Genomic DNA, 17,451 nt, shown 5'->3' on the forward strand with positions numbered 1-17,451 from the left:
GGCCCGTCCTCGGCGGCGGCGGGCACGGCGGCGGCCAGCGCCCCCGTGCCCATGACGAGCGCGGTCAGCGCCCCCGTGATCGCGCGCGCCGCGCGCGTCGTCCTGCCTCGGAACATCGTCTTCCTTCCTCGGGAACCTGTGTGCGGGTCGGTGCGTGGCCGGCCGTGGCCGGCGGGGTCGGGGGTCATGTCGCGGTGGGCCGTCGCCGGGTGCGTCGCACGGACGCGCCGACGGCGGTGAGCAGCGCGAGGGCGCCGGCACCGATCGCGACGGGCAGCCACGGGCGGCCCCCGGTGCTGCCGGCCACCGGCGCCGTCGCGGCGGCCTGCGTGGACGCGGCGGACGGGGAGGGTTCGGCCGTCGCGGCCGCCACCCGGGGTGCCGCCGCCGCCGCGTCCTGCGCCCCGGGTGCGGCGAACGTCACGGGTGTGAAGGTCTCGTTGGTGGCGTTCGCCACGCCGTGCGCCCCGATGGTGACGACACCGCAGGTGACCTGGGTGCAGTCGACCTCGCTCGTCCCGCCCTGCGCGTCGACGGCGACGAACCGGGCGCCGGGGACGGTCAGCGTGGTGCTGAACGTGCCGTCGTCGCCGAGCTCGCCGCCGTTGGCCTCGACGGCCGTCGCGGCGCCGGGGAAGGCGACGAACACCTGGTACCCGGCGTTGTCGCGCGCGGCCTCGTCGACGGCGTAGCGCAGGTGGGTACCGGTCACGCCGCCGGCGCTGGGACGCCACGCGCCGCCCGCCGGGTCGTCCACCCAGCCGAACAGCACGTACACGCCGCCGAACCCGCCGCGCACGACCTGGAACCCGCTGCCGCCGACCTGCAGCGTCGTCGGGGCGTCCGCGGGCAGGCCGTCGACGCGGTCCACGGTGACACCCGCCGTCGGCGCGGCGGCCGCCGCGGGTGCGGCGGGGGCGACGAGCACGGCGGCCGCGGCGAGCACGGCCAGCCGTGGGAGCAGGGTGCGGGTCATGGGGTCTCCTCGGGGACGACCGGCGGGGACGGGGCCCGCACGGGCAGGACGACGATCTCGGGTGGGGCACCCGGCACCCGGGGCGGGCGGTGCCACACGTCGACCGGGTGCTCGTAGACGGAGGTCAGCAGCGCGCTCGTCAGGACGTCGGCCGGGGTGCCGTCGGCGCGCACCCGGCCGGCGGCGAGCACGACGACGCGGTCGGCCCAGGCGGCCGCGAGCGTGAGGTCGTGCAGGACGACGACGACCGCCGCGCCCTGGTCGGCGGCGCGACGCACCCGCGCCAGGAGCGCCTCCTGGTGGCGGACGTCGAGCGCGGCTGTCGGCTCGTCGAGCAGCAGCACCGGCGCCCGTTGCGCGAGCGTGCGGGCGAACGACGTGCGGGCCCTCTCGCCGCCGGACAGGGTCGGCACGGTGCGCTGCGCCAGGTGGCCCACCTCCGCATCGGCCATCGCGGCCGCGACCACGGCGTCGTCGTGCTGCTCGTCCGCGGTGCCACGCCACGGGTGGCGCCCCATGTGCACGACCTGCTCGACCCGGAACGGGAACGACAGGTGCGTCTCCTGCAGCATCACCGCGCGACGTCGCGCCAGGTGGCCCAGGCCGTGGTCGCGCAGGTCGGTGCCGTCGAGCAGGACCCGGCCCGCGTCGGGGCGCGGGTCCCCGCCGAGCACCGCCAGCAGCGTCGACTTGCCCGCGCCGTTGGGGCCGACCAGCGCCACGACCTCGCCGGCGTCGACCGCGAGGTCCACGCCGTCGAGCACGACGTGCGGGCCGTACGCCACGCGCGCGCCCTCGGCGCGCAGCACGCTCACGCCCACCCGCCCGCGGACCGGCGGGTGCGGCGGATGAGCCAGAAGAAGAACGGCCCGCCGACCAGCGCGGTGAGCATGCCGATCGGCAGGTCGGCGTACGGCACGGCGGTGCGGGCGACCAGGTCGGCACCCACGAGCAGCACCGCGCCGCCGAGCGCCGAGGCGGGCACCAGCACGGCGTGCGCGGGGCCGACGACCATGCGCACGAGGTGCGGCACGACCAGCCCGACGAACCCGATGACCCCGCAGAACGCGACCGCCGCGGCCGTGAGGACCGCGACCACGACGACGGCACCCAGGCGCAGCCGCTCGACGTCGACGCCGAGGTGCCTGGCCGGTCGTTCACCGAGGGCCAGCAGGTCCAGGCGGTGGCTCATGACGACGGCGGCGGCCACGCCGACCAGGACGAGGGGCGCCACGACGGCGACGTACACCCAGCGGGTCCCGTTGAGGCTGCCGAGCTGCCAGAACACGATCTGCTCGCGCGCCTGGGTGTCACCCAGGAAGGTGAGGAACGCGACCGCGGCGCCGCCGACGGCGTTGACCGCGACGCCGGTGAGCACGAGCGTGACCACCTCGGTGCGACCGCCCGCGCGGGCCGTCAGGTAGACGAGCAGCGTCGCGGCGAGCCCGCCGACGAACGCCAGCAGCGCGCTCGTCCACGGCCCGGCGAACGTCCAGCCGGCGACGATGACGAGGCACGCCCCGACGGCCGCCCCGGACGAGACGCCGACGATCCCGGGGTCGGCCAGCGGGTTGCCGAACACGCCCTGCAGCACCGCGCCGCCCGTCGCGAGGGCCGCCCCGACGAGGACGGCCATGAGGACCCGCGGGAACCGGATCGTCCACAGCGCCTGCTCGCCCAGGGGGTGCGCGGGCAGCGGGCCGACGTCCAGGCCCAGACGGTGCAGGACGGACCCGAGCACCTCGTCGGGCGGCACGTGCAGCTGTCCCGTGCCGGCCGCGACCAGCGTGAGGACGACGAGCGCGACGACGAGGACGACGACGAGCACGCTGCGCCGCCACGCCCGCGCGGGCGGCGCGGGCGCCCGGTCCGTCGTCACGACGCGTCCGGTGCGTACAGGGCGACCGCGAGCGCGTCGAGGACGTCCGCGGTCGTCGGACCGAAGCTCAGGACCTGCGAGTCCGCCATGTCGACGACGCGACGACGCTGCCCGGCGGGCGTGCTCGCCACGGCCGGGAGCCGCTCGAGCAGGCCGTCGACCCCGCCGACCGACGCGAGCCCGTCGCTCATCATGAGGACGACGTCGGGCGCCGCGGCCACGAGCCCCTCGTCGGTGACCGGTCGCATGCCCTGCCAGCCGATCTCCCGGGCGACGTCGACCGCGCCGACGGCCTCGATGAGGGCGTCAGCCCCGGACCCCTCGCCGAACAGGTAGTACACGCCGGCCTGCCCGCGCGCGTAGAGGAACGCGACGCGCAGCCGGTCGGCCGGGTCCGCGGGTGCCACGGCCGCGATCCGGGCCACCCGGTCGTCGATCTCGGCCTGTGCGCGCTGCGCGAGGAGCTCGCCCGCGTCCGGCACGCCGAGGGCCGCTGCGACCTCGCGCACGAGGGCCCCGACACCCTGCACGTCGCGGTGGGGGTCGACGACCACGACGGGGATGCCGGCCTCGCGGACCTGCAGCACCACGTCCCACGGTCCGAGCGAGGTGTCGGTGAGCAGGACCGTGGGGCCCAGCGCGAGGATCGCCTCGCCGGACAGGTCGTGCCCGCCGGCGGTGACCAGAGGGAGGTCGGCGATCTCGGCGAACCCCGAGGACACGTCGCGGCCCACGACCCGGTCGCCGAGCCCCAGCTCGAACACGGTGCGGGCCAGCGTGCCGTGCACGTCGAGCGCGAGGATGCGGTCGACGTCGGTGACGGTGACCTGGGTCCCCTGCAGGTCGGTGACGGTGACCGGCAGCGCGGGCGCGGGGTCCGCGACGACGGGCCGCACGGCGGAGTCGGCGACGACCGCGGTGCTGGGGCCGGTGACCGCGCGCGGGTCGGCGACGGGAGTCACGTCGGCGAGCCGCCGGCCGCCGTCCGGGGCGCCGGCGGTCGCGTCGTGCACCGTGCCGCAGGCGGCCGTGGCCGCCACGAGCAGCGCGGTGACGGTCACGCGCAGGGCCCGGGTCGCGCGTGCGCGCACGCCACTCACCGCCTTCGTCCGGGGGACGCGGCGCGAGAGCGCCGCCGGACGAGAACCTAACCTAGGTTAGCCTTACCTACCAAGACGCTGCGTGAGTGGAGTAGGACACACGTCCTGCTCGGCGAGCACGCGACCCACCGAGCCGGTGAGACCCGGCGCTCAGACGGCCGCGACGTCCAGCGCCAGCAGGTCGTCCACGGTCTCGCGGCGCACCAGCACGCGCGACTCCCCCGCCGTCACCGCGACCACGGGCGGACGTGTCAGCAGGTTGTAGTTCGAGGCCATCGACCGGCCGTACGCGCCGGTCGCGGCCACCGCGAGCAGGTCACCCGCGCGCACGTCGCCGGGCAGCTGCACCTCGTGGACGACGACGTCCCCGCTCTCGCAGTGCTTGCCGACGACGCGGGCGAGCACGGGCGCCGCGTCCGACACCCGCGAGACGACCTCCGCGTGGTACTGCGCGCCGTACAGCGCGGGGCGGATGTTGTCGCTCATGCCGCCGTCGACCGACACGTACGTGCGCACGCGACCGTCGTCGAGACGCACGGGCTTGACCGTGCCGACCGTGTACAGCGTCAGACCTGCGGGCCCGACGATCGCCCGGCCCGGCTCGATCGACAGGCGCGGCAGCGGCGTGCCGAGCTCCCGGGCGGCGTCGGCCACGGCCTGCGCCACCTCCTTCGCGATGCGGTCGGGGTCCAGGGGGACCTCGCCCGGCAGGTAGGCGATGCCGTAGCCGCCCCCGAGGTCGACCTCGTCGACCAGGACGCCCGTGCGGTCGCGCAGCGCGGCCCGCAGCGCGAGGACGCGCTGCGCCGCGACCGCGAACCCCGAGGGGTCGAGGATCTGGGAGCCGATGTGGGAGTGGATGCCGAGCACGTGCAGCTCCGGGTGCTCCAGCGCGCGCAGCAGCGCGGCGAGCGCCGGGCTGTCACCGCCGTCGGGCCCGGCCGCGAGCGACAGGCCGAACTTCTGGTCCTCGTGCGCGGTCGAGATGAACTCGTGCCCGCCGGCGTGCACCCCCGTGGTCACGCGGACCATGACCGGCGCCGGCGCCCCGTCCGGCCCCCGGTGCGCGCGGACCAGGGCCGCGAGCCGGTCGATCTCGACGAGCGAGTCCACGATGACGCGACCGACGCCCGCGTCGAGGGCCGCGCGCAGCTCGTCGTCGGACTTGTTGTTGCCGTGCAGCCCGACGTCCGCGCCGGGGACTCCGGCCGCGAGCGCGACCGCGAGCTCCCCGCCGCTCGCGGTGTCGACCCGCAGGCCCTCCTCGTGCACCCAGCGCGCGACCGCGCGCGTCAGCAGCGCCTTGCCCGCGTAGTAGACGTCGACACCCGTGCCGACCTGCGCGCACGCCGACTCGAAGGCGGTGCGGTAGGCGCGCGCGCGGGACCGCAGGTCGGCCTCGTCGACGACGTACGCAGGCGTCCCGTGCGCGGCCGCGAGGTCACGCACGTCGACCTCGGCGACCCGGACGGCGCCGTCCGCACCGCGGACGGCGCCGGACGACCAGGGCACGCCGAGCGGCCCGGCGCTCACATCCGCTCCGGCGCGCTCACCCCGAGCATGCCGAGCGCGTTCGCCAGCACCTGCCGCGTCGCGTCGTTGAGCCACAGGCGCGTGCGGTGCGCGTCGGTGACCTCCTCCTCGCCCCACGGCACGACGCGCCGCTTCTGGTCGTACCACTTGTGGTACGCCCCGGCGACGTCCTCGGCGTAGCGCGCGACGCGGTGCGGCTCGCGCAGGTCGGCCGCCTGCGCGACCACCCGCGGGAAATCCGCGAGCAGGCCCAGCAGCACGCCCTCGGACTCGTGGTCGAGGAGCGAGCCGTCGAACCCGTCCTCGCGCCGCACGCCCGCCTCCGCGGCGTTGCGCGCCACCGCCGCCGTCCGGGCGTGCGCGTACTGCACGTAGAAGACGGGGTTCTCGTTGGTCGCCCGCGCGAGCAGGTCGAGGTCGAGGTCGATCTGCTGGTCCGCCGACGAGCGCGACAGCGCGTAGCGGGCCGCGTCCACCCCCACGGCGTCGACCAGGTCGTCGATCGTCAGGACCGTGCCCGCGCGCTTCGACATGCGGACCGGGCCCCCGTCCTTGACGAGGTTGACGAGCTGCCCGATGAAGAGCTCGAGGTTCACGTGCGGCGTGTCGCCGAACGCCGCGCACACGGCCATCATGCGCCCGACGTACCCGTGGTGGTCCGAGCCGAGCATGATGACGACGCGGTCGAACCCGCGCTCGCGCTTGTCGAGGTAGTAGGCGATGTCGCCGGCGATGTAGGCCGCCTGCCCGTCGGACTTGATGACGACACGGTCCTTGTCGTCGCCGAAGTCCGTGGTGCGCAGCCACAGCGCGCCGTCCGCCTCGAACATGTGGCCGGACTCGCGCAGCCGCGCGACCGCGCGGTCCACGGCACCGGACTCGTGCAGCGAGTCCTCGTGGAAGTACACGTCGAAGACCACGCCGAAGTCCTGCAGCGACTGCTTGATCTCGGCGAACATCAGGTCGACGCCGCGCACGCGGAACGCCTCGCGCGCCGCGTCGTCCGGCAGGGTCCGCGGGTCCGGCTCGCCGGCCGCGAGCGCGTCGGCGATGACCTGGTCGGCGATGTCGGCGATGTACTGGCCGCCGTACCCGTCCTCCGGCGGCTCCTGGCCGCGGGCCCGCGCCACCAGCGAGCGCGCGAACCGGTCGATCTGCGCACCGTGGTCGTTGAAGTAGTACTCGCGCGTGACGTCGGCGCCCGAGGCCGTCAGGACCCGGGCGAGCGCGTCGCCGACGGCCGCCCAGCGCACCCCGCCGATGTGCAGCGGGCCGGTCGGGTTGGCGGAGACGAACTCCAGGTTGACCCGGACCCCCGCGAACGTCTCGTTGGTGCCGTACCCGGCCCCCTGCTCGACGATCCCGCGCGCGAGCTCACCGGCCGCCGCCGCGTCCAGGCGGATGTTGAGGAACCCCGGCCCGGCGATCTCGACCGCCGCGATGCCCGGCACGTCCCCCAGGCGGCGCGCGAGCTCCTCGGCGAACGCGCGCGGGTTGACGCCGGCCTTCTTCGCCAGCTGCAGCGCGACGTTCGTCGACCAGTCGCCGTGCTCGCGCTGCCGGGGTCGCTCGATGTGCACACGGGCCGGGATCGCAGCCGGGTCGAGGGCGAACGTGCCGTCGTCGACGGCGTGCACGAGAGCGCCGCGCAGGGCGTCGGCGAGCTGGTCGGGAGTCACCCTCCCAGGGTAGGGGACGGCCACGCCCCACCCACGCCGTGGCCGGCGGCGTCGCGGCGTCCGGGCGCAGGTCACACTGGGGCCGTGCTCGCTCAGGTGCTGCCGTCCGGCGTCGTCGCGGTGGAGGCGTTCGGGCCGGCCGCTGCCGGGCCCCTGCTCGGCGAGGAGGCGGCCGCCGTCGCGCGGGCGGTGCCCGCCCGCCGCGCCGAGTACGCGGCGGTCCGCGCGTGCGCGCGCGACGCGCTCGAGGCGCTGGGCGCGGGGCGGCCCGCGGTCCCCAGCTCCCCCGACCGCTCCCCCGTGTGGCCCGCGGGCGTCGTCGGGGCCCTCACGCACTGCGACGGGTACCGGGCGGCCGCCGTGGCCCGCGCCGAGGCCTGGCTCGGCGTGGGGATCGACGCCGAGCCGCTCGCGCCGCTGCCGGACGGCGTCGCCGCGCTCGTGATGTCCGACGACGAGCGCCGCGCCCTGGCCCGCGTCGACCCGGCGCTGTGCCCGGACCGCGTCCTGTTCTCGGCCAAGGAGTCGGTCTACAAGGTGTGGTCGCCCCTCGTGCGCACCTGGCTCGGGTTCGAGGACGTGCGCGTGAGCCTCGGCGAGGGCACGTTCAGCGCGCACCTCGACCGCCCCGGGCTGGTCGACGTCCTGCACGGCCGGTGGACGACGGGGCACGGCCTGCTCGTCACGGCGGTGGCACTGCCACGCTGACCGGGCGACACGCGACCCCCCGAGGGCGCGGGGCTGGTCGTCGGGTCGTCCGACGTGTTGACTCGTGCGAGGGCAGCGCGGCCGTCCGTCGACGCACCGCGCGCACCCGACGACGACGAGGAGGCCACCCCCGATGGTGCGACGCACCGGACTGATCGACACCGCCGTCCAGGCGCTGCGGTCGCGCATCAGCTCCGGTGAGTGGCCCGTCGGGTCGCGGATCCCGCCCGAGCCCTCGCTGGTCGAGCTGCTGGGCGTCGGCCGCAACACCGTGCGGGAGGCCGTCCAGTCGCTCGTGCACGCCGGGCTGCTGGAGCGCCGCCAGGGGTCGGGGACCTACGTGCTGTCGTCGTCCGAGCTCGCGGTGACCATGGGCCGGCAGATCGCCGACGCCCGCCAGCGCGACGTCGTCTCCGTGCGCCGCGCGCTGGAGATGGAGGCGGCCCGCCTCGCCGCGCGCCGTCGCACCGCGACCGACGCGTCCGACCTGCTCGCCAAGCGCGACGCCCGCGCCCGCGCCTACGAGAGCGGCGACCTCGAGGTCATGGTGGCCACCGACCTCGAGCTGCACCGGTCGATCGTGCGCGCCGCGTCCAACCCCGTGCTCCGCTCGCTGTACGACAACCTGCTCGAGGCCATCGGGGACAACATCCGCTTCAACTTCGTCACCGACGTGCACGCCCACGACGCGCACGACTCGCTCGTCGAGGCCATCGTCGCGGGCGACCCCGACCGGGCGGCCGCCGAGACCAGCGGGTACCTCTCGGGGCTGCTCGAGGACGGGTGAGCCGCGGCACCCGGAACGGGTCGGAACGGCGCCGGTCGGGCTGGTAAGGTCGGTGATCGCCGCGCGCCCGTAGCTCAGCGGATAGAGCGTCTGCCTCCGGAGCAGAAGGTCGAAGGTTCGAATCCTTTCGGGCGCACCACCACCACGAGCCGTCCCGCCGACACCGGCGGGGCGGCTCGCGGCGTTCCCGGCCCCGACCTCGGCACGGCCCGGCACACGGGATGGTCGTCGCGACCGACCGGGGCGTGGGCCCGCCCACCGGGACCCAGGTCCCGGTGCGGCCCCGCGACAGCCCGGCCCGGAGCGCCCCGGGACGTCGCGGGGACTTTCATCCCACCTTTCCCGGACCCCCCGAACCTAGCGTCGACACCAGCGACGGACACTCCAGCGTCCGTCCCCCTCTCACCACTATCCGGGGAGTCGAAGGTGTCCGAGACCACCAAGAAGAGCACTCGCGCCAAGGCACCTGCCGACGCGCCGGCCGAGGCGTCCTCGGTCACCACCACCACCGCCGCCCAGCCGGACGGCGCCGCCCTCGGCGTGACCGAGGTCGACGTGGTCGCGCAGGCGATCGACCAGCTCGTCGCGAACGCCACCAAGGCGCTCGCCGAGTTCGAGTCGATGACGCAGGAGGACGTCGACCGCTTCGTCAAGAAGGGCGCCGTCGCGGCGCTCGACCAGCACGGCCAGCTCGCCAAGCTCGCGGTCGAGGAGACCGGCCGCGGCGTCTTCGAGGACAAGGCCGTGAAGAACATCTTCGCGTGCGAGCACGTCACCAACTCGATGGCGAACCTCAAGACGGTCGGCGTCATCAACGTCGACGACCTCAACGGCATCACGGAGATCGCCGAGCCCGTGGGCGTCATCGCCGGGATCACGCCGGTGACCAACCCGACGTCGACCGCGATCTTCAAGTCCCTGATCTCGCTGAAGACCCGCAACCCGATCATCTTCGCGTTCCACCCGAACGCGCAGCAGTGCTCGGTCGCGGCCGCCCGGATCGTGCGGGACGCGGCGATCGCCGCCGGCGCTCCCGAGCACTGCATCCAGTGGGTCGAGGTCCCGTCGCTCGCGGCGACCGGTGCGCTCATGAACCACCCCGGCGTCGCGACCATCCTCGCCACCGGCGGCAACGCCATGGTCAAGGCCGCGTACTCGTGCGGCAAGCCCGCCCTGGGCGTCGGTGCCGGCAACGTCCCCGCGTACGTCGAGAAGTCCGCCAAGCTGGCGCGGGCGATCAACGACATCGTCCTGAGCAAGGCCTTCGACAACGGCGTGATCTGCGCCTCGGAGCAGGCCGCGATCCTCGACGACGAGATCTACGACGCCGCCATGTCGGAGTTCTCCCGGCTGCACGCGTACCGCACCACCCCGGCCGAGAAGGCGAAGCTCGAGCAGTTCATCTTCGGCGTGGAGGCAGGCGGCGAGAACTGCGGCGGCGCCAAGCTCAACCCCGCCGTCGTCGGCAAGTCGCCGGTGTGGATCGCGGAGCAGGCAGGCTTCACGGTGCCCGCGGACACGTCGATCATCCTCGCCGAGGTCTCGGGCGTCGGCCCCGCCGAGCCGCTGACCCGCGAGAAGCTGTGCCCGGTCCTGGCCGTGCTGCGCGCCTCGACCACCGAGGAGGGCATCTCCCTCGCCGAGCAGATGGTCGAGTTCGACGGCCTGGGCCACTCCGCCGCGATCCACACGCAGGACGAGGCCCTCACGGTCGAGTTCGGCAAGCGCGTCAAGGCGATCCGCGTCATCTGCAACGCGCCGTCGTCGCTCGGCGGCATCGGTGACATCTACAACGCCTTCATCCCGTCGCTCACGCTCGGCTGCGGCTCCTACGGCCACAACTCGGTGTCGAACAACGTGTCGGCCGTCAACCTCATCAACGTCAAGCGCGTGGGCCGGAGGAACAACAACTTGCAGTGGTTCAAGGTCCCCGCCAAGACGTACTTCGAGCCCAACGCGATCCGCTACCTCGCGGAGATGCCGGACGTCGAGCGCGTCACCATCGTCACGGACGCGACCATGACGACCCTCGGGTTCGTCGACAAGGTCCTCGACGTCCTGCGCCGGCGCGGCAACAACGTCGCGGTCCAGATCATCGACCAGGTCGAGCCGGAGCCGTCCGTCACGACCGTCCAGTCGGGCGCGGCGCAGATGCGGCACTTCCGTCCCGACACGATCATCGCGCTGGGCGGCGGCTCCCCGATGGACGCCGCGAAGGTCATGTGGCTGCTGTACGAGCACCCGGAGATCGTGTTCTCCGACCTCAAGCAGAAGTTCTTCGACGTGCGCAAGCGCGCGTTCAAGTTCCCCGCGCTGGGCGACCTGGCCAAGCTCGTCTGCATCCCCACGACGTCGGGCACCGGCGCCGAGGTCACGCCGTTCGCGGTCATCAGCGACGTCGAGGCGGGCAAGAAGTACCCGCTCGCGGACTACGCGCTGACGCCCACGGTCGCGATCATCGACCCGGTCCTCACGCACAAGATGCCGCGCTCGCTGGCGGCCGACTCCGGGTTCGACGCGCTCACCCACGCGACCGAGGCCTTCGTCGCGGTGTACGCGAACGACTTCACCGACGGCATGGCCCTGCAGGCGATCCGCCTCATCTTCGACAACCTCGCGCAGTCGGTGAACGGCGACCCCACCGACCCGATCACCCAGGACGCGCGGGAGAAGATGCACAACGCCGGCACGATCGCCGGCATGGCGTTCGGCAACGCGTTCCTCGGCATCGTGCATGCCATGGCCCACGTGGTGGGCTCGACCTACCACCTGGTGCACGGCCGGACCAACGCCACGCTGCTGCCCCACGTGATCCGGTACAACGGCACGGTCCCGACCAAGCTCACGAGCTGGCCGAAGTACGAGTCCTACGTCGCTCCCGAGCGGTTCCAGCAGATCGCCGCGATGCTCGGCCTGCCGGCCTCGACCCCCGACGAGGGCGTCGAGTCCTACGCCCTGGCGATCGAGGCGCTGCGCGCCAAGGTCGGCATCCCGCAGTCCTTCGCGGCGCAGGGCGTCGACGAGCAGGAGTTCATGAGCCGGCTCGACGAGGTCGCGATGGGTGCCTACGAGGACCAGTGCGCCCCGGCGAACCCGCGCATGCCGATGATCGACGACATGAAGGACATCATGACCGCGGCCTACTACGGCACGTCGCTGGAGGACGTCCGGAACCGCCGCGAGCGGGCGGGGGCCTGACCGACTCCCCGACGGTCCGCCGCGCGCCCCACGCGCGCGGCACCCCCGTCACCGCTCCGACGCCCCCGCCCCGGCACTGCCGGGCGGGGGCGTCGCCGTCCGCGGACCGCGGCACCGGCCGTCGGCGACGCACGACGAGCGCGACCGGCCATGTCGGGGCAAACTGGGCGCCCCGGCCACCCCCGGCCCGGCCAACCCACCCAGGAGGGTCCTCGTGTCCGCGTCCGGCACACCCGCTCGTCGTCCGCTGTCCCGCACCCTGACGTCCTCCCCCGGACGTCGCGCCGTCCACGCGCTCGCCGCCGGTGCGCTCGTCCTCGGCCTCGCCGCCTGCACGGACGACGACGTGCAGCAGGCCGCCGACGGGCTGTCGAACGCCGCGCAGGGCGCCGCCGACGAGATCACCGCGGCGGGTGACCGGATCCAGCAGGCGCTCGGCGACGCGCAGTCCCACGCCGACGAGGCACGCGCCGGCGTCGAGGCGGCACGCGCCGAGGCCGCCGGTCTCGGCGACCAGGCGCGCGGCCAGGCCGACGCCGCCGTGACGTCCGCGCAGGCCGCGGTCGACGAGGCGCAGGTCGCGCTGCAGCAGGCGAGGGCCGAGGGCGCCGAGGCCTCCGCGCAGGCGCTGGCCGAGGCCCAGGCGAAGGTCGACGCCGCGCGCGCCGAGCTCGACGCCGTCACGGCCGGTGCGGGCGCCGAGGCCGGCGGCGCGCTGCAGAGCCTCGGGGCGCAGCTCGCCACGCTCGGGGAGGACCTGCGGGCCGCGACGCAGTGACCTCACGGCGACGCCGGACGGGCCACCCGTGGTCGGACCGCGGGCGACGTCGCGGGTGAAATCCGCGACGTGCCCGGCCGAACGTTGTCCGTGGGCCCGTCCTTGCCGATCTTGAAGGCATGACCGTCCGCACGCACACCCGAGAGGTGCGACGCCACCGCGCCGAGTGGTGGGTCGTCGCGGCGTGGACGTCGCTCGTGCTGCTGGTCGTGAGCGGCCTCCTCGCCGCTGCCGGCCTGCTCTGACCCGTCGGCCTATGCTCGCCGCGTGACGAGCAGGTGGCAGCAGGTGGCAGCAGCGACGGGGCTGCTCGACGCGGACGGCAGCGCCCGCCCGACGATCTTCGCGGAGATGTCGGCGCTCGCCACCCGCACGGGCGCCCTCAACCTCGGCCAGGGCTTCCCCGACGTCGACGGCCCGGCGACCGTCGCGCGTGCCGCCGCCGACGCGATCCTCCACGGGCACAACCAGTACCCGCCGGGCCCCGGGACCGCGCCGCTGCGGGCCGCGATCGCCGCCCACCAGCGCACGCGGTACGGCATCGAGCTCGACGTCGACACGCAGGTGCTGGTGACGACGGGCGCGACGGAGGCGCTCGCCGCGGCCGTGCTGGCGCTCACCGGCTCGGGCGACGAGGTGCTCATGCTGGAGCCCTCCTACGACTCGTACGCGGCCGTCGTGGCGATGGCGGGGGCGACCCGCACGACCGCCCCGCTGCGTCCGACGGCCGACGGCTTCCGCCTCGACGTCGCCGCGCTCGAGCGGGCGGTGACCCCGCGCACGCGGCTGCTGCTGCTGAACTCGCCGCACAACCCCACCGGTGCCGTGCTCGACCGGGACGAGCTCGCCGCCGTCGCGCGGGTCGCCGTGGCGCACGACCTGCTCGTCGTCACCGACGAGGTGTACGAGCACCTGGTGTTCGACGTCGAGCACGTGCCGATCGCCACGCTGCCGGGCATGGCGGAGCGGACGCTGACGATCTCCTCCAGCGGCAAGACGTTCTCGTTCACGGGCTGGAAGATCGGGTGGGTCAGCGGGCCGGCCGAGCTCGTGGGCGCCGTGCGGACGGTCAAGCAGTTCCTCACCTACACCTCGGGCGCGCCGTTCCAGCCGGCGGTCGCGCATGCGCTCACGGACCCCGCCGCGCTGGCCTGGGTCGACGGGCTCGTCCGGTCGCTGGCCCGGCGGCGCGACCTGCTGTGCGCGGGGCTGCGCGACGCGGGGTTCGACGTGGTCCGGCCGGACGGCACGTACTTCGTCCTCGCCGACGCCGCACCGCTCGGGGCCGTCGACGGGGCGGCGTTCTGCCGCGACTTGCCGGGGCGCGCGGGCGTCGTGGCCGTGCCGGTGAGCGCGTTCACGCGCGCGGGGTCGCCGACCCACGACGCCCTGCGCACCTGGGTCCGCTTCACGTTCGTCAAGCGGCAGGACGTCCTCGAGGAGGCGGTGGACCGGCTCCGGGCCGCGTTCGACCCGCCCGTCAGCTGAGCTGCCAGGCCCCACCGCGACGGAAGGCCGGCGTGGCCAGCGCGAGGACCGCCAGGCCCACGACGGCGGCACCGAGCATCACCGCCGCCATCGCGACGGCGCCACCGCCCAGCACGCCGGACAGGTTGGCCACGACGCCGCCCGTGCCGGCCTGCAGCGAGCCGATGAACGCGGCCGCGGTGCCCGCCATGGCGCCGTGGCGACCGAGCGCGATCGCAGTGGCGTTGGGCGGCGCGAAGTTCACGAGCGCGAGCACGAGCCACAGCACGACGAGCAGCGCCCACAGCCCGCCGGCACCGGTCAGCGCGAGCGCGAGCAGCACCCCCGTGAGCACGACCGTGGCGACCATCGCCACGCGCAGGATCCGGATCGGCGCCACGCGCCGCACGATCGCGGCGTTGACCTGGGCCCCGAGCACGAGGCCGACGCCGTTGACCGCGAACAGCAGGGCGAACTGGTGGCTCGTCAGGCCGTACCCGACCTGCAGCACGAACGGCGAGGCCACGACGTAGGTCATGAGGACCGCCATCGTCAGGCCGGGCAGCACCGCGAGCGCGACGAAGTGCCGGTCGCGCAGCAGGTGCGCGTACCCCGACAGGGCGGTCCGGACGCCGCCCGGGCGCCGACGCTCGGGCGGCAGGGTCTCGGGCATGCGCAGCAGGACCACGACCCACAGCGCGACGCCGAACATCGCCAGCACCACGAACACCGCGCGCCACCCCCACTGCCCGGCGATCAGCCCGCCGAGCGACGGCGCGAACAGCGGGGCGACGCCGATGACGAGCATGAGCCGGGACATCAGGCGGGAGGCGTCCGACCCGGTGAACCGGTCGCGGATGAGCGCCATCGCGACGACGGTGGCCGACGCGTTGAAGAACCCCTGCGCGACGCGCAGCGCCACGAGCGGGACGATCGCCGGCGCGATCGCGCACAGCAGCGAGATCACCACGTGCAGCGCGACCCCGACGAGCACGGGGGTGCGGCGCCCGAACCGGTCCGACAGCGGCCCGATGACCAGCTGCCCGACGGCGCCGCCGATGAGCATGCCCGTCATCGTCAGCTGGGCGGCCGCGGCGGACGTGCCGAGGTCACGGGCGACGTCCGGCAGCGAGGGCAGGTAGATATCGGTGGAGACCGCCGGCAGGGCGGCCATCGTGCCGAGCAGCAGGATGTGCTTGGCGTCGGGGCGGTACCGGGGGGCGTCGTCCGCCGGGGCGGCACCGGCCGGCGCGGCGGTGGCAGGGGGCGCGCCGGCGACGGGCTGCGACGTGGTGGTGCTGGGACGGGTCAGGCGCATGGTCCTTCCATCGTCGCACCGGCCGCACCCGAGCACGAATCGATTCGACCGTGAGCCTGCCCACGCGTGCGGGTGTCGGTGGCGGGTGGGAGGCTGGCCCGCATGTGCGGCAGGTACGCCTCCTTCCGGGAGGACCAGGCGATCGCCGACGAGTTCGCGGTGGCGACCGTGGCGGACGACGTGCGGCTGCTGCCACCGTCCTGGAACGTCGCTCCCACCGACGGTGTGCGGACGGTCGTCGAGCGTGCCGACCGCGCGACGGGCGAGATCACCCGCCAGCTGCGCGTCGCGCGCTGGGGCCTGGTCCCGTCGTGGGCGAAGGACCCGTCGGTCGGCAGCCGGATGATCAACGCGCGGGTCGAGACGGTCGCGGACAAGCCCGCGTTCGCCCGGCCGTTCGCCACGCGTCGCGCCCTCCTGCCCGCCGACGGCTACTACGAGTGGCAGGCCGGGCCCGAGGCCCCGGCCGGGGCTCCCCGCAGCCGTCGCGCCCCGAAGCAGCCCTTCTGGATCCACCCCGCCGACGGTGGTGTGGCGGCGCTCGCCGGCCTGTACGAGTTCTGGCGGGACCGGACCCGGCCCGACGACGACCCCGACCGGTGGCTCGTCACCGTCACCGTCGTGACCCGTGCCGCGACCGAGGCCATGGCCTCGATCCACGACCGCCAGCCGCTGATCCTGCCGCCCGACCTGTGGTCCGCGTGGCTCGACCCGGCGGTCGGCGCCGACGACGCCCGCGAGCTCCTGGCGGCCGCACCGCCGCCGCTCGTCGCGACCCCTGTGTCGACCCAGGTCAACACCGTGGCCCACAACACCCCCGACCTCCTCGACCCGACCGGCGACGACCTGCGCACCTGACGCTGACGTCCTGGCGGCACTGCGGCGGAGCGCGTCCACCGTCAGACGGGGGCGGACTCCAGGCGGTACGGGACGACCTCGCCGACACCCGCCAGCTCGCGCGGCGACTGCTGCGTGAGGCGGAACCGCGGGTCGCCGCCCAGGACCTGCGCCGTGACAGCGTCGACGAGCACGGTGCTGGGATCGGCGACGTCCGTGAGCCGGGCGGCGAGGTTGACGCTGGGCCCGAAGACGTCGCCGAACCGCGACAGCACCCGCCCCCACACCAGGCCCACCCGCACGGGCGTCACCCCGCGGGCCCCCTCGGCCAGGCCCCCGGCGCCGCGGGCCGCCTCGACGTCCAGCGACACCCCGAACGCGTCGGCGAGGCCGATCGCGACCGCCGCGCCCGCCCCGGGCGAGTCGGCGATGAACAGCACCGCGTCGCCGATGGTCTTGACCACACGACCCCCGGCGCTGACGACGACGTCGCGCGCCGCCGTCTCGAAGCGCTGGACGAACAGCGACAGGTCGGTCGACCCCAGCCCGGCCGTGCGGCGCGTGAACGAGACCATGTCGGCGAACCCCACGGCGCGGGCGAGCGGCAGCCGGCTGCCGTCGACGGTGACGTCCCGCAGGTGCCCGAACTCCGCCGCGTAGCGGTCCGCGACCGCCGCGAGCTGGCGCCGGTAGGAGTGCAGGAGCTGCTGCTCCAGCAGCGGGGCGAGGTCCCGCAGCCGGTCGAGCACGAGCAGGCGCGCCGAGGTGTCGTCGAGGCCGTAGCGCGTCGCCATGTCCTCGACGAGGGCCTCGACCTGCCACAGCGCGAGCCGGTCCGACGTGTGCCCGAGGGAGCGGACCACGGTGACCACCGTGCTCAGTGCGAGCCCGTGCTCCAGGACCAGCTCCTGCGCCAGGGTGAGCGCCTGCGCGTCGCGCTCCGTGAACATGACCTCGTCGTCGCCGTGGCTCGGCAGGCCCAGGGTGCGCCAGTAGTCGCGCACCGTGTCGAGCGCGATCCCGGTCCGACGCGCCAGGTCCCGCGCGCTGAGGGCCCGCGGCCCGCCGAGCAGCAGCTCGTCGAGCTCGTCCGTCGTGCCCGTGGGGGGGCCGGCGAGGTGCTCCGGTGGGGACGTCGGCGCCGGGTCGACGCCCGCCGGCCCGCTGTCCTGTCCCCGACCTCCCGGCACG

Annotated in this window: 15 protein-coding genes and 1 tRNA gene; 8 read left to right on the top strand and 8 right to left on the bottom strand. The window is 74.9% G+C overall.

Annotation, left to right across the window (positions count from 1 at the left end; genetic code table 11):
* Positions 1-184: 184 nt before the first annotated feature.
* The 6 genes from Cph01nite_RS10590 to argS form a co-directional block, all read right to left on the bottom strand.
* On the bottom strand, positions 185-976 hold the full coding sequence (locus Cph01nite_RS10590; RefSeq protein WP_203673975.1) for a hypothetical protein: 792 nt from the start codon (positions 974-976) through the stop codon (positions 185-187).
* Positions 973-1,791: a heme ABC transporter ATP-binding protein gene (locus tag Cph01nite_RS10595; protein WP_203673977.1), complete on the bottom strand. Its 819-nt coding sequence runs from the start codon at positions 1,789-1,791 to the stop codon at positions 973-975. Before Cph01nite_RS10595 ends, Cph01nite_RS10590 begins: the two co-directional genes overlap by 4 nt.
* Positions 1,788-2,855, bottom strand: coding sequence for a FecCD family ABC transporter permease (locus Cph01nite_RS10600; RefSeq protein ID WP_203673979.1), 1,068 nt, complete (start codon positions 2,853-2,855; stop codon positions 1,788-1,790). Before Cph01nite_RS10600 ends, Cph01nite_RS10595 begins: the two co-directional genes overlap by 4 nt.
* Positions 2,852-3,946 carry a heme/hemin ABC transporter substrate-binding protein gene (locus Cph01nite_RS10605; protein WP_239069188.1) on the bottom strand — a complete coding sequence of 365 codons (1,095 nt, stop codon included), beginning with the start codon at positions 3,944-3,946 and terminating at the stop codon, positions 2,852-2,854. Before Cph01nite_RS10605 ends, Cph01nite_RS10600 begins: the two co-directional genes overlap by 4 nt.
* A gap of 159 nt (positions 3,947-4,105) precedes the next feature.
* On the bottom strand, positions 4,106-5,488 hold the full coding sequence (gene lysA / locus Cph01nite_RS10610) for a diaminopimelate decarboxylase (RefSeq protein ID WP_203673983.1): 1,383 nt from the start codon (positions 5,486-5,488) through the stop codon (positions 4,106-4,108).
* Entirely contained in the window at positions 5,485-7,167 is a 1,683-nt protein-coding gene (gene argS, locus Cph01nite_RS10615; RefSeq protein ID WP_203673984.1) for an arginine--tRNA ligase, read from the bottom strand. The genes lysA and argS overlap by 4 nt, the downstream gene beginning before the upstream one ends.
* Positions 7,168-7,251: 84 nt before the next feature.
* On the opposite strand from argS, the gene Cph01nite_RS10620 reads away from it, so the two are divergent.
* The 7 genes from Cph01nite_RS10620 to Cph01nite_RS10650 all read left to right on the top strand — a co-directional run bounded on the left by Cph01nite_RS10620 (position 7,252) and on the right by Cph01nite_RS10650 (position 14,126).
* A complete protein-coding gene (locus tag Cph01nite_RS10620; protein ID WP_203673985.1) occupies positions 7,252-7,875 on the top strand; it encodes a 4'-phosphopantetheinyl transferase family protein in 624 nt (207 codons plus the stop codon).
* Between the two features lie 133 nt (positions 7,876-8,008).
* Positions 8,009-8,662, top strand: coding sequence for a FadR/GntR family transcriptional regulator (locus Cph01nite_RS10625; protein ID WP_203673986.1), 654 nt, complete (start codon positions 8,009-8,011; stop codon positions 8,660-8,662).
* Between the two features lie 63 nt (positions 8,663-8,725).
* Positions 8,726-8,801: transfer RNA gene (locus Cph01nite_RS10630), tRNA-Arg, on the top strand.
* 287 nt (positions 8,802-9,088) lie between these two features.
* Complete coding sequence (gene adhE / locus Cph01nite_RS10635) at positions 9,089-11,860, top strand: bifunctional acetaldehyde-CoA/alcohol dehydrogenase (RefSeq protein ID WP_308439439.1); 2,772 nt, start codon at positions 9,089-9,091, stop codon at positions 11,858-11,860.
* A gap of 214 nt (positions 11,861-12,074) precedes the next feature.
* Complete coding sequence (locus tag Cph01nite_RS10640; protein ID WP_239069189.1) at positions 12,075-12,638, top strand: hypothetical protein; 564 nt, start codon at positions 12,075-12,077, stop codon at positions 12,636-12,638.
* Positions 12,639-12,757: 119 nt separating this feature from the next.
* Positions 12,758-12,883: a molybdopterin oxidoreductase gene (locus Cph01nite_RS10645; protein ID WP_203673987.1), complete on the top strand. Its 126-nt coding sequence runs from the start codon at positions 12,758-12,760 to the stop codon at positions 12,881-12,883.
* Positions 12,884-12,905: 22 nt separating this feature from the next.
* Positions 12,906-14,126 (top strand): pyridoxal phosphate-dependent aminotransferase, encoded by a 1,221-nt coding sequence (locus Cph01nite_RS10650; RefSeq protein WP_203673988.1) that lies wholly within the window; start codon positions 12,906-12,908, stop codon positions 14,124-14,126.
* Here the strand turns inward: Cph01nite_RS10650 and Cph01nite_RS10655 are convergent.
* Positions 14,119-15,423, bottom strand: coding sequence for a multidrug effflux MFS transporter (locus tag Cph01nite_RS10655; protein WP_203673989.1), 1,305 nt, complete (start codon positions 15,421-15,423; stop codon positions 14,119-14,121). The genes Cph01nite_RS10650 and Cph01nite_RS10655 overlap by 8 nt on opposite strands.
* A 102-nt stretch (positions 15,424-15,525) precedes the next feature.
* On the opposite strand from Cph01nite_RS10655, the gene Cph01nite_RS10660 reads away from it, so the two are divergent.
* On the top strand, positions 15,526-16,281 hold the full coding sequence (locus Cph01nite_RS10660; RefSeq protein WP_203673991.1) for an SOS response-associated peptidase: 756 nt from the start codon (positions 15,526-15,528) through the stop codon (positions 16,279-16,281).
* A gap of 41 nt (positions 16,282-16,322) precedes the next feature.
* Here the strand turns inward: Cph01nite_RS10660 and Cph01nite_RS10665 are convergent, their stop codons facing one another.
* Positions 16,323-17,450: an adenylate/guanylate cyclase domain-containing protein gene (locus Cph01nite_RS10665; protein ID WP_203673992.1), complete on the bottom strand. Its 1,128-nt coding sequence runs from the start codon at positions 17,448-17,450 to the stop codon at positions 16,323-16,325.
* Position 17,451: the final 1 nt, after the last annotated feature.

It is taken from the genome of Cellulomonas phragmiteti, from assembly GCF_016862775.1.
Classification (GTDB): domain Bacteria; phylum Actinomycetota; class Actinomycetes; order Actinomycetales; family Cellulomonadaceae; genus Cellulomonas; species Cellulomonas phragmiteti.

Coding starts and splice junctions, on each gene's coding strand:
- Cph01nite_RS10590 (WP_203673975.1), bottom strand. CDS start 976: ATGACCCGCACCCTGCTCCCACGGCTGGCCGTGCTCGCCGCGGCCGCC.
- Cph01nite_RS10625 (WP_203673986.1), top strand. CDS start 8,009: ATGGTGCGACGCACCGGACTGATCGACACCGCCGTCCAGGCGCTGCGG.
- Cph01nite_RS10645 (WP_203673987.1), top strand. CDS start 12,758: ATGACCGTCCGCACGCACACCCGAGAGGTGCGACGCCACCGCGCCGAG.
- Cph01nite_RS10655 (WP_203673989.1), bottom strand. CDS start 15,423: ATGCGCCTGACCCGTCCCAGCACCACCACGTCGCAGCCCGTCGCCGGC.
- Cph01nite_RS10660 (WP_203673991.1), top strand. CDS start 15,526: ATGTGCGGCAGGTACGCCTCCTTCCGGGAGGACCAGGCGATCGCCGAC.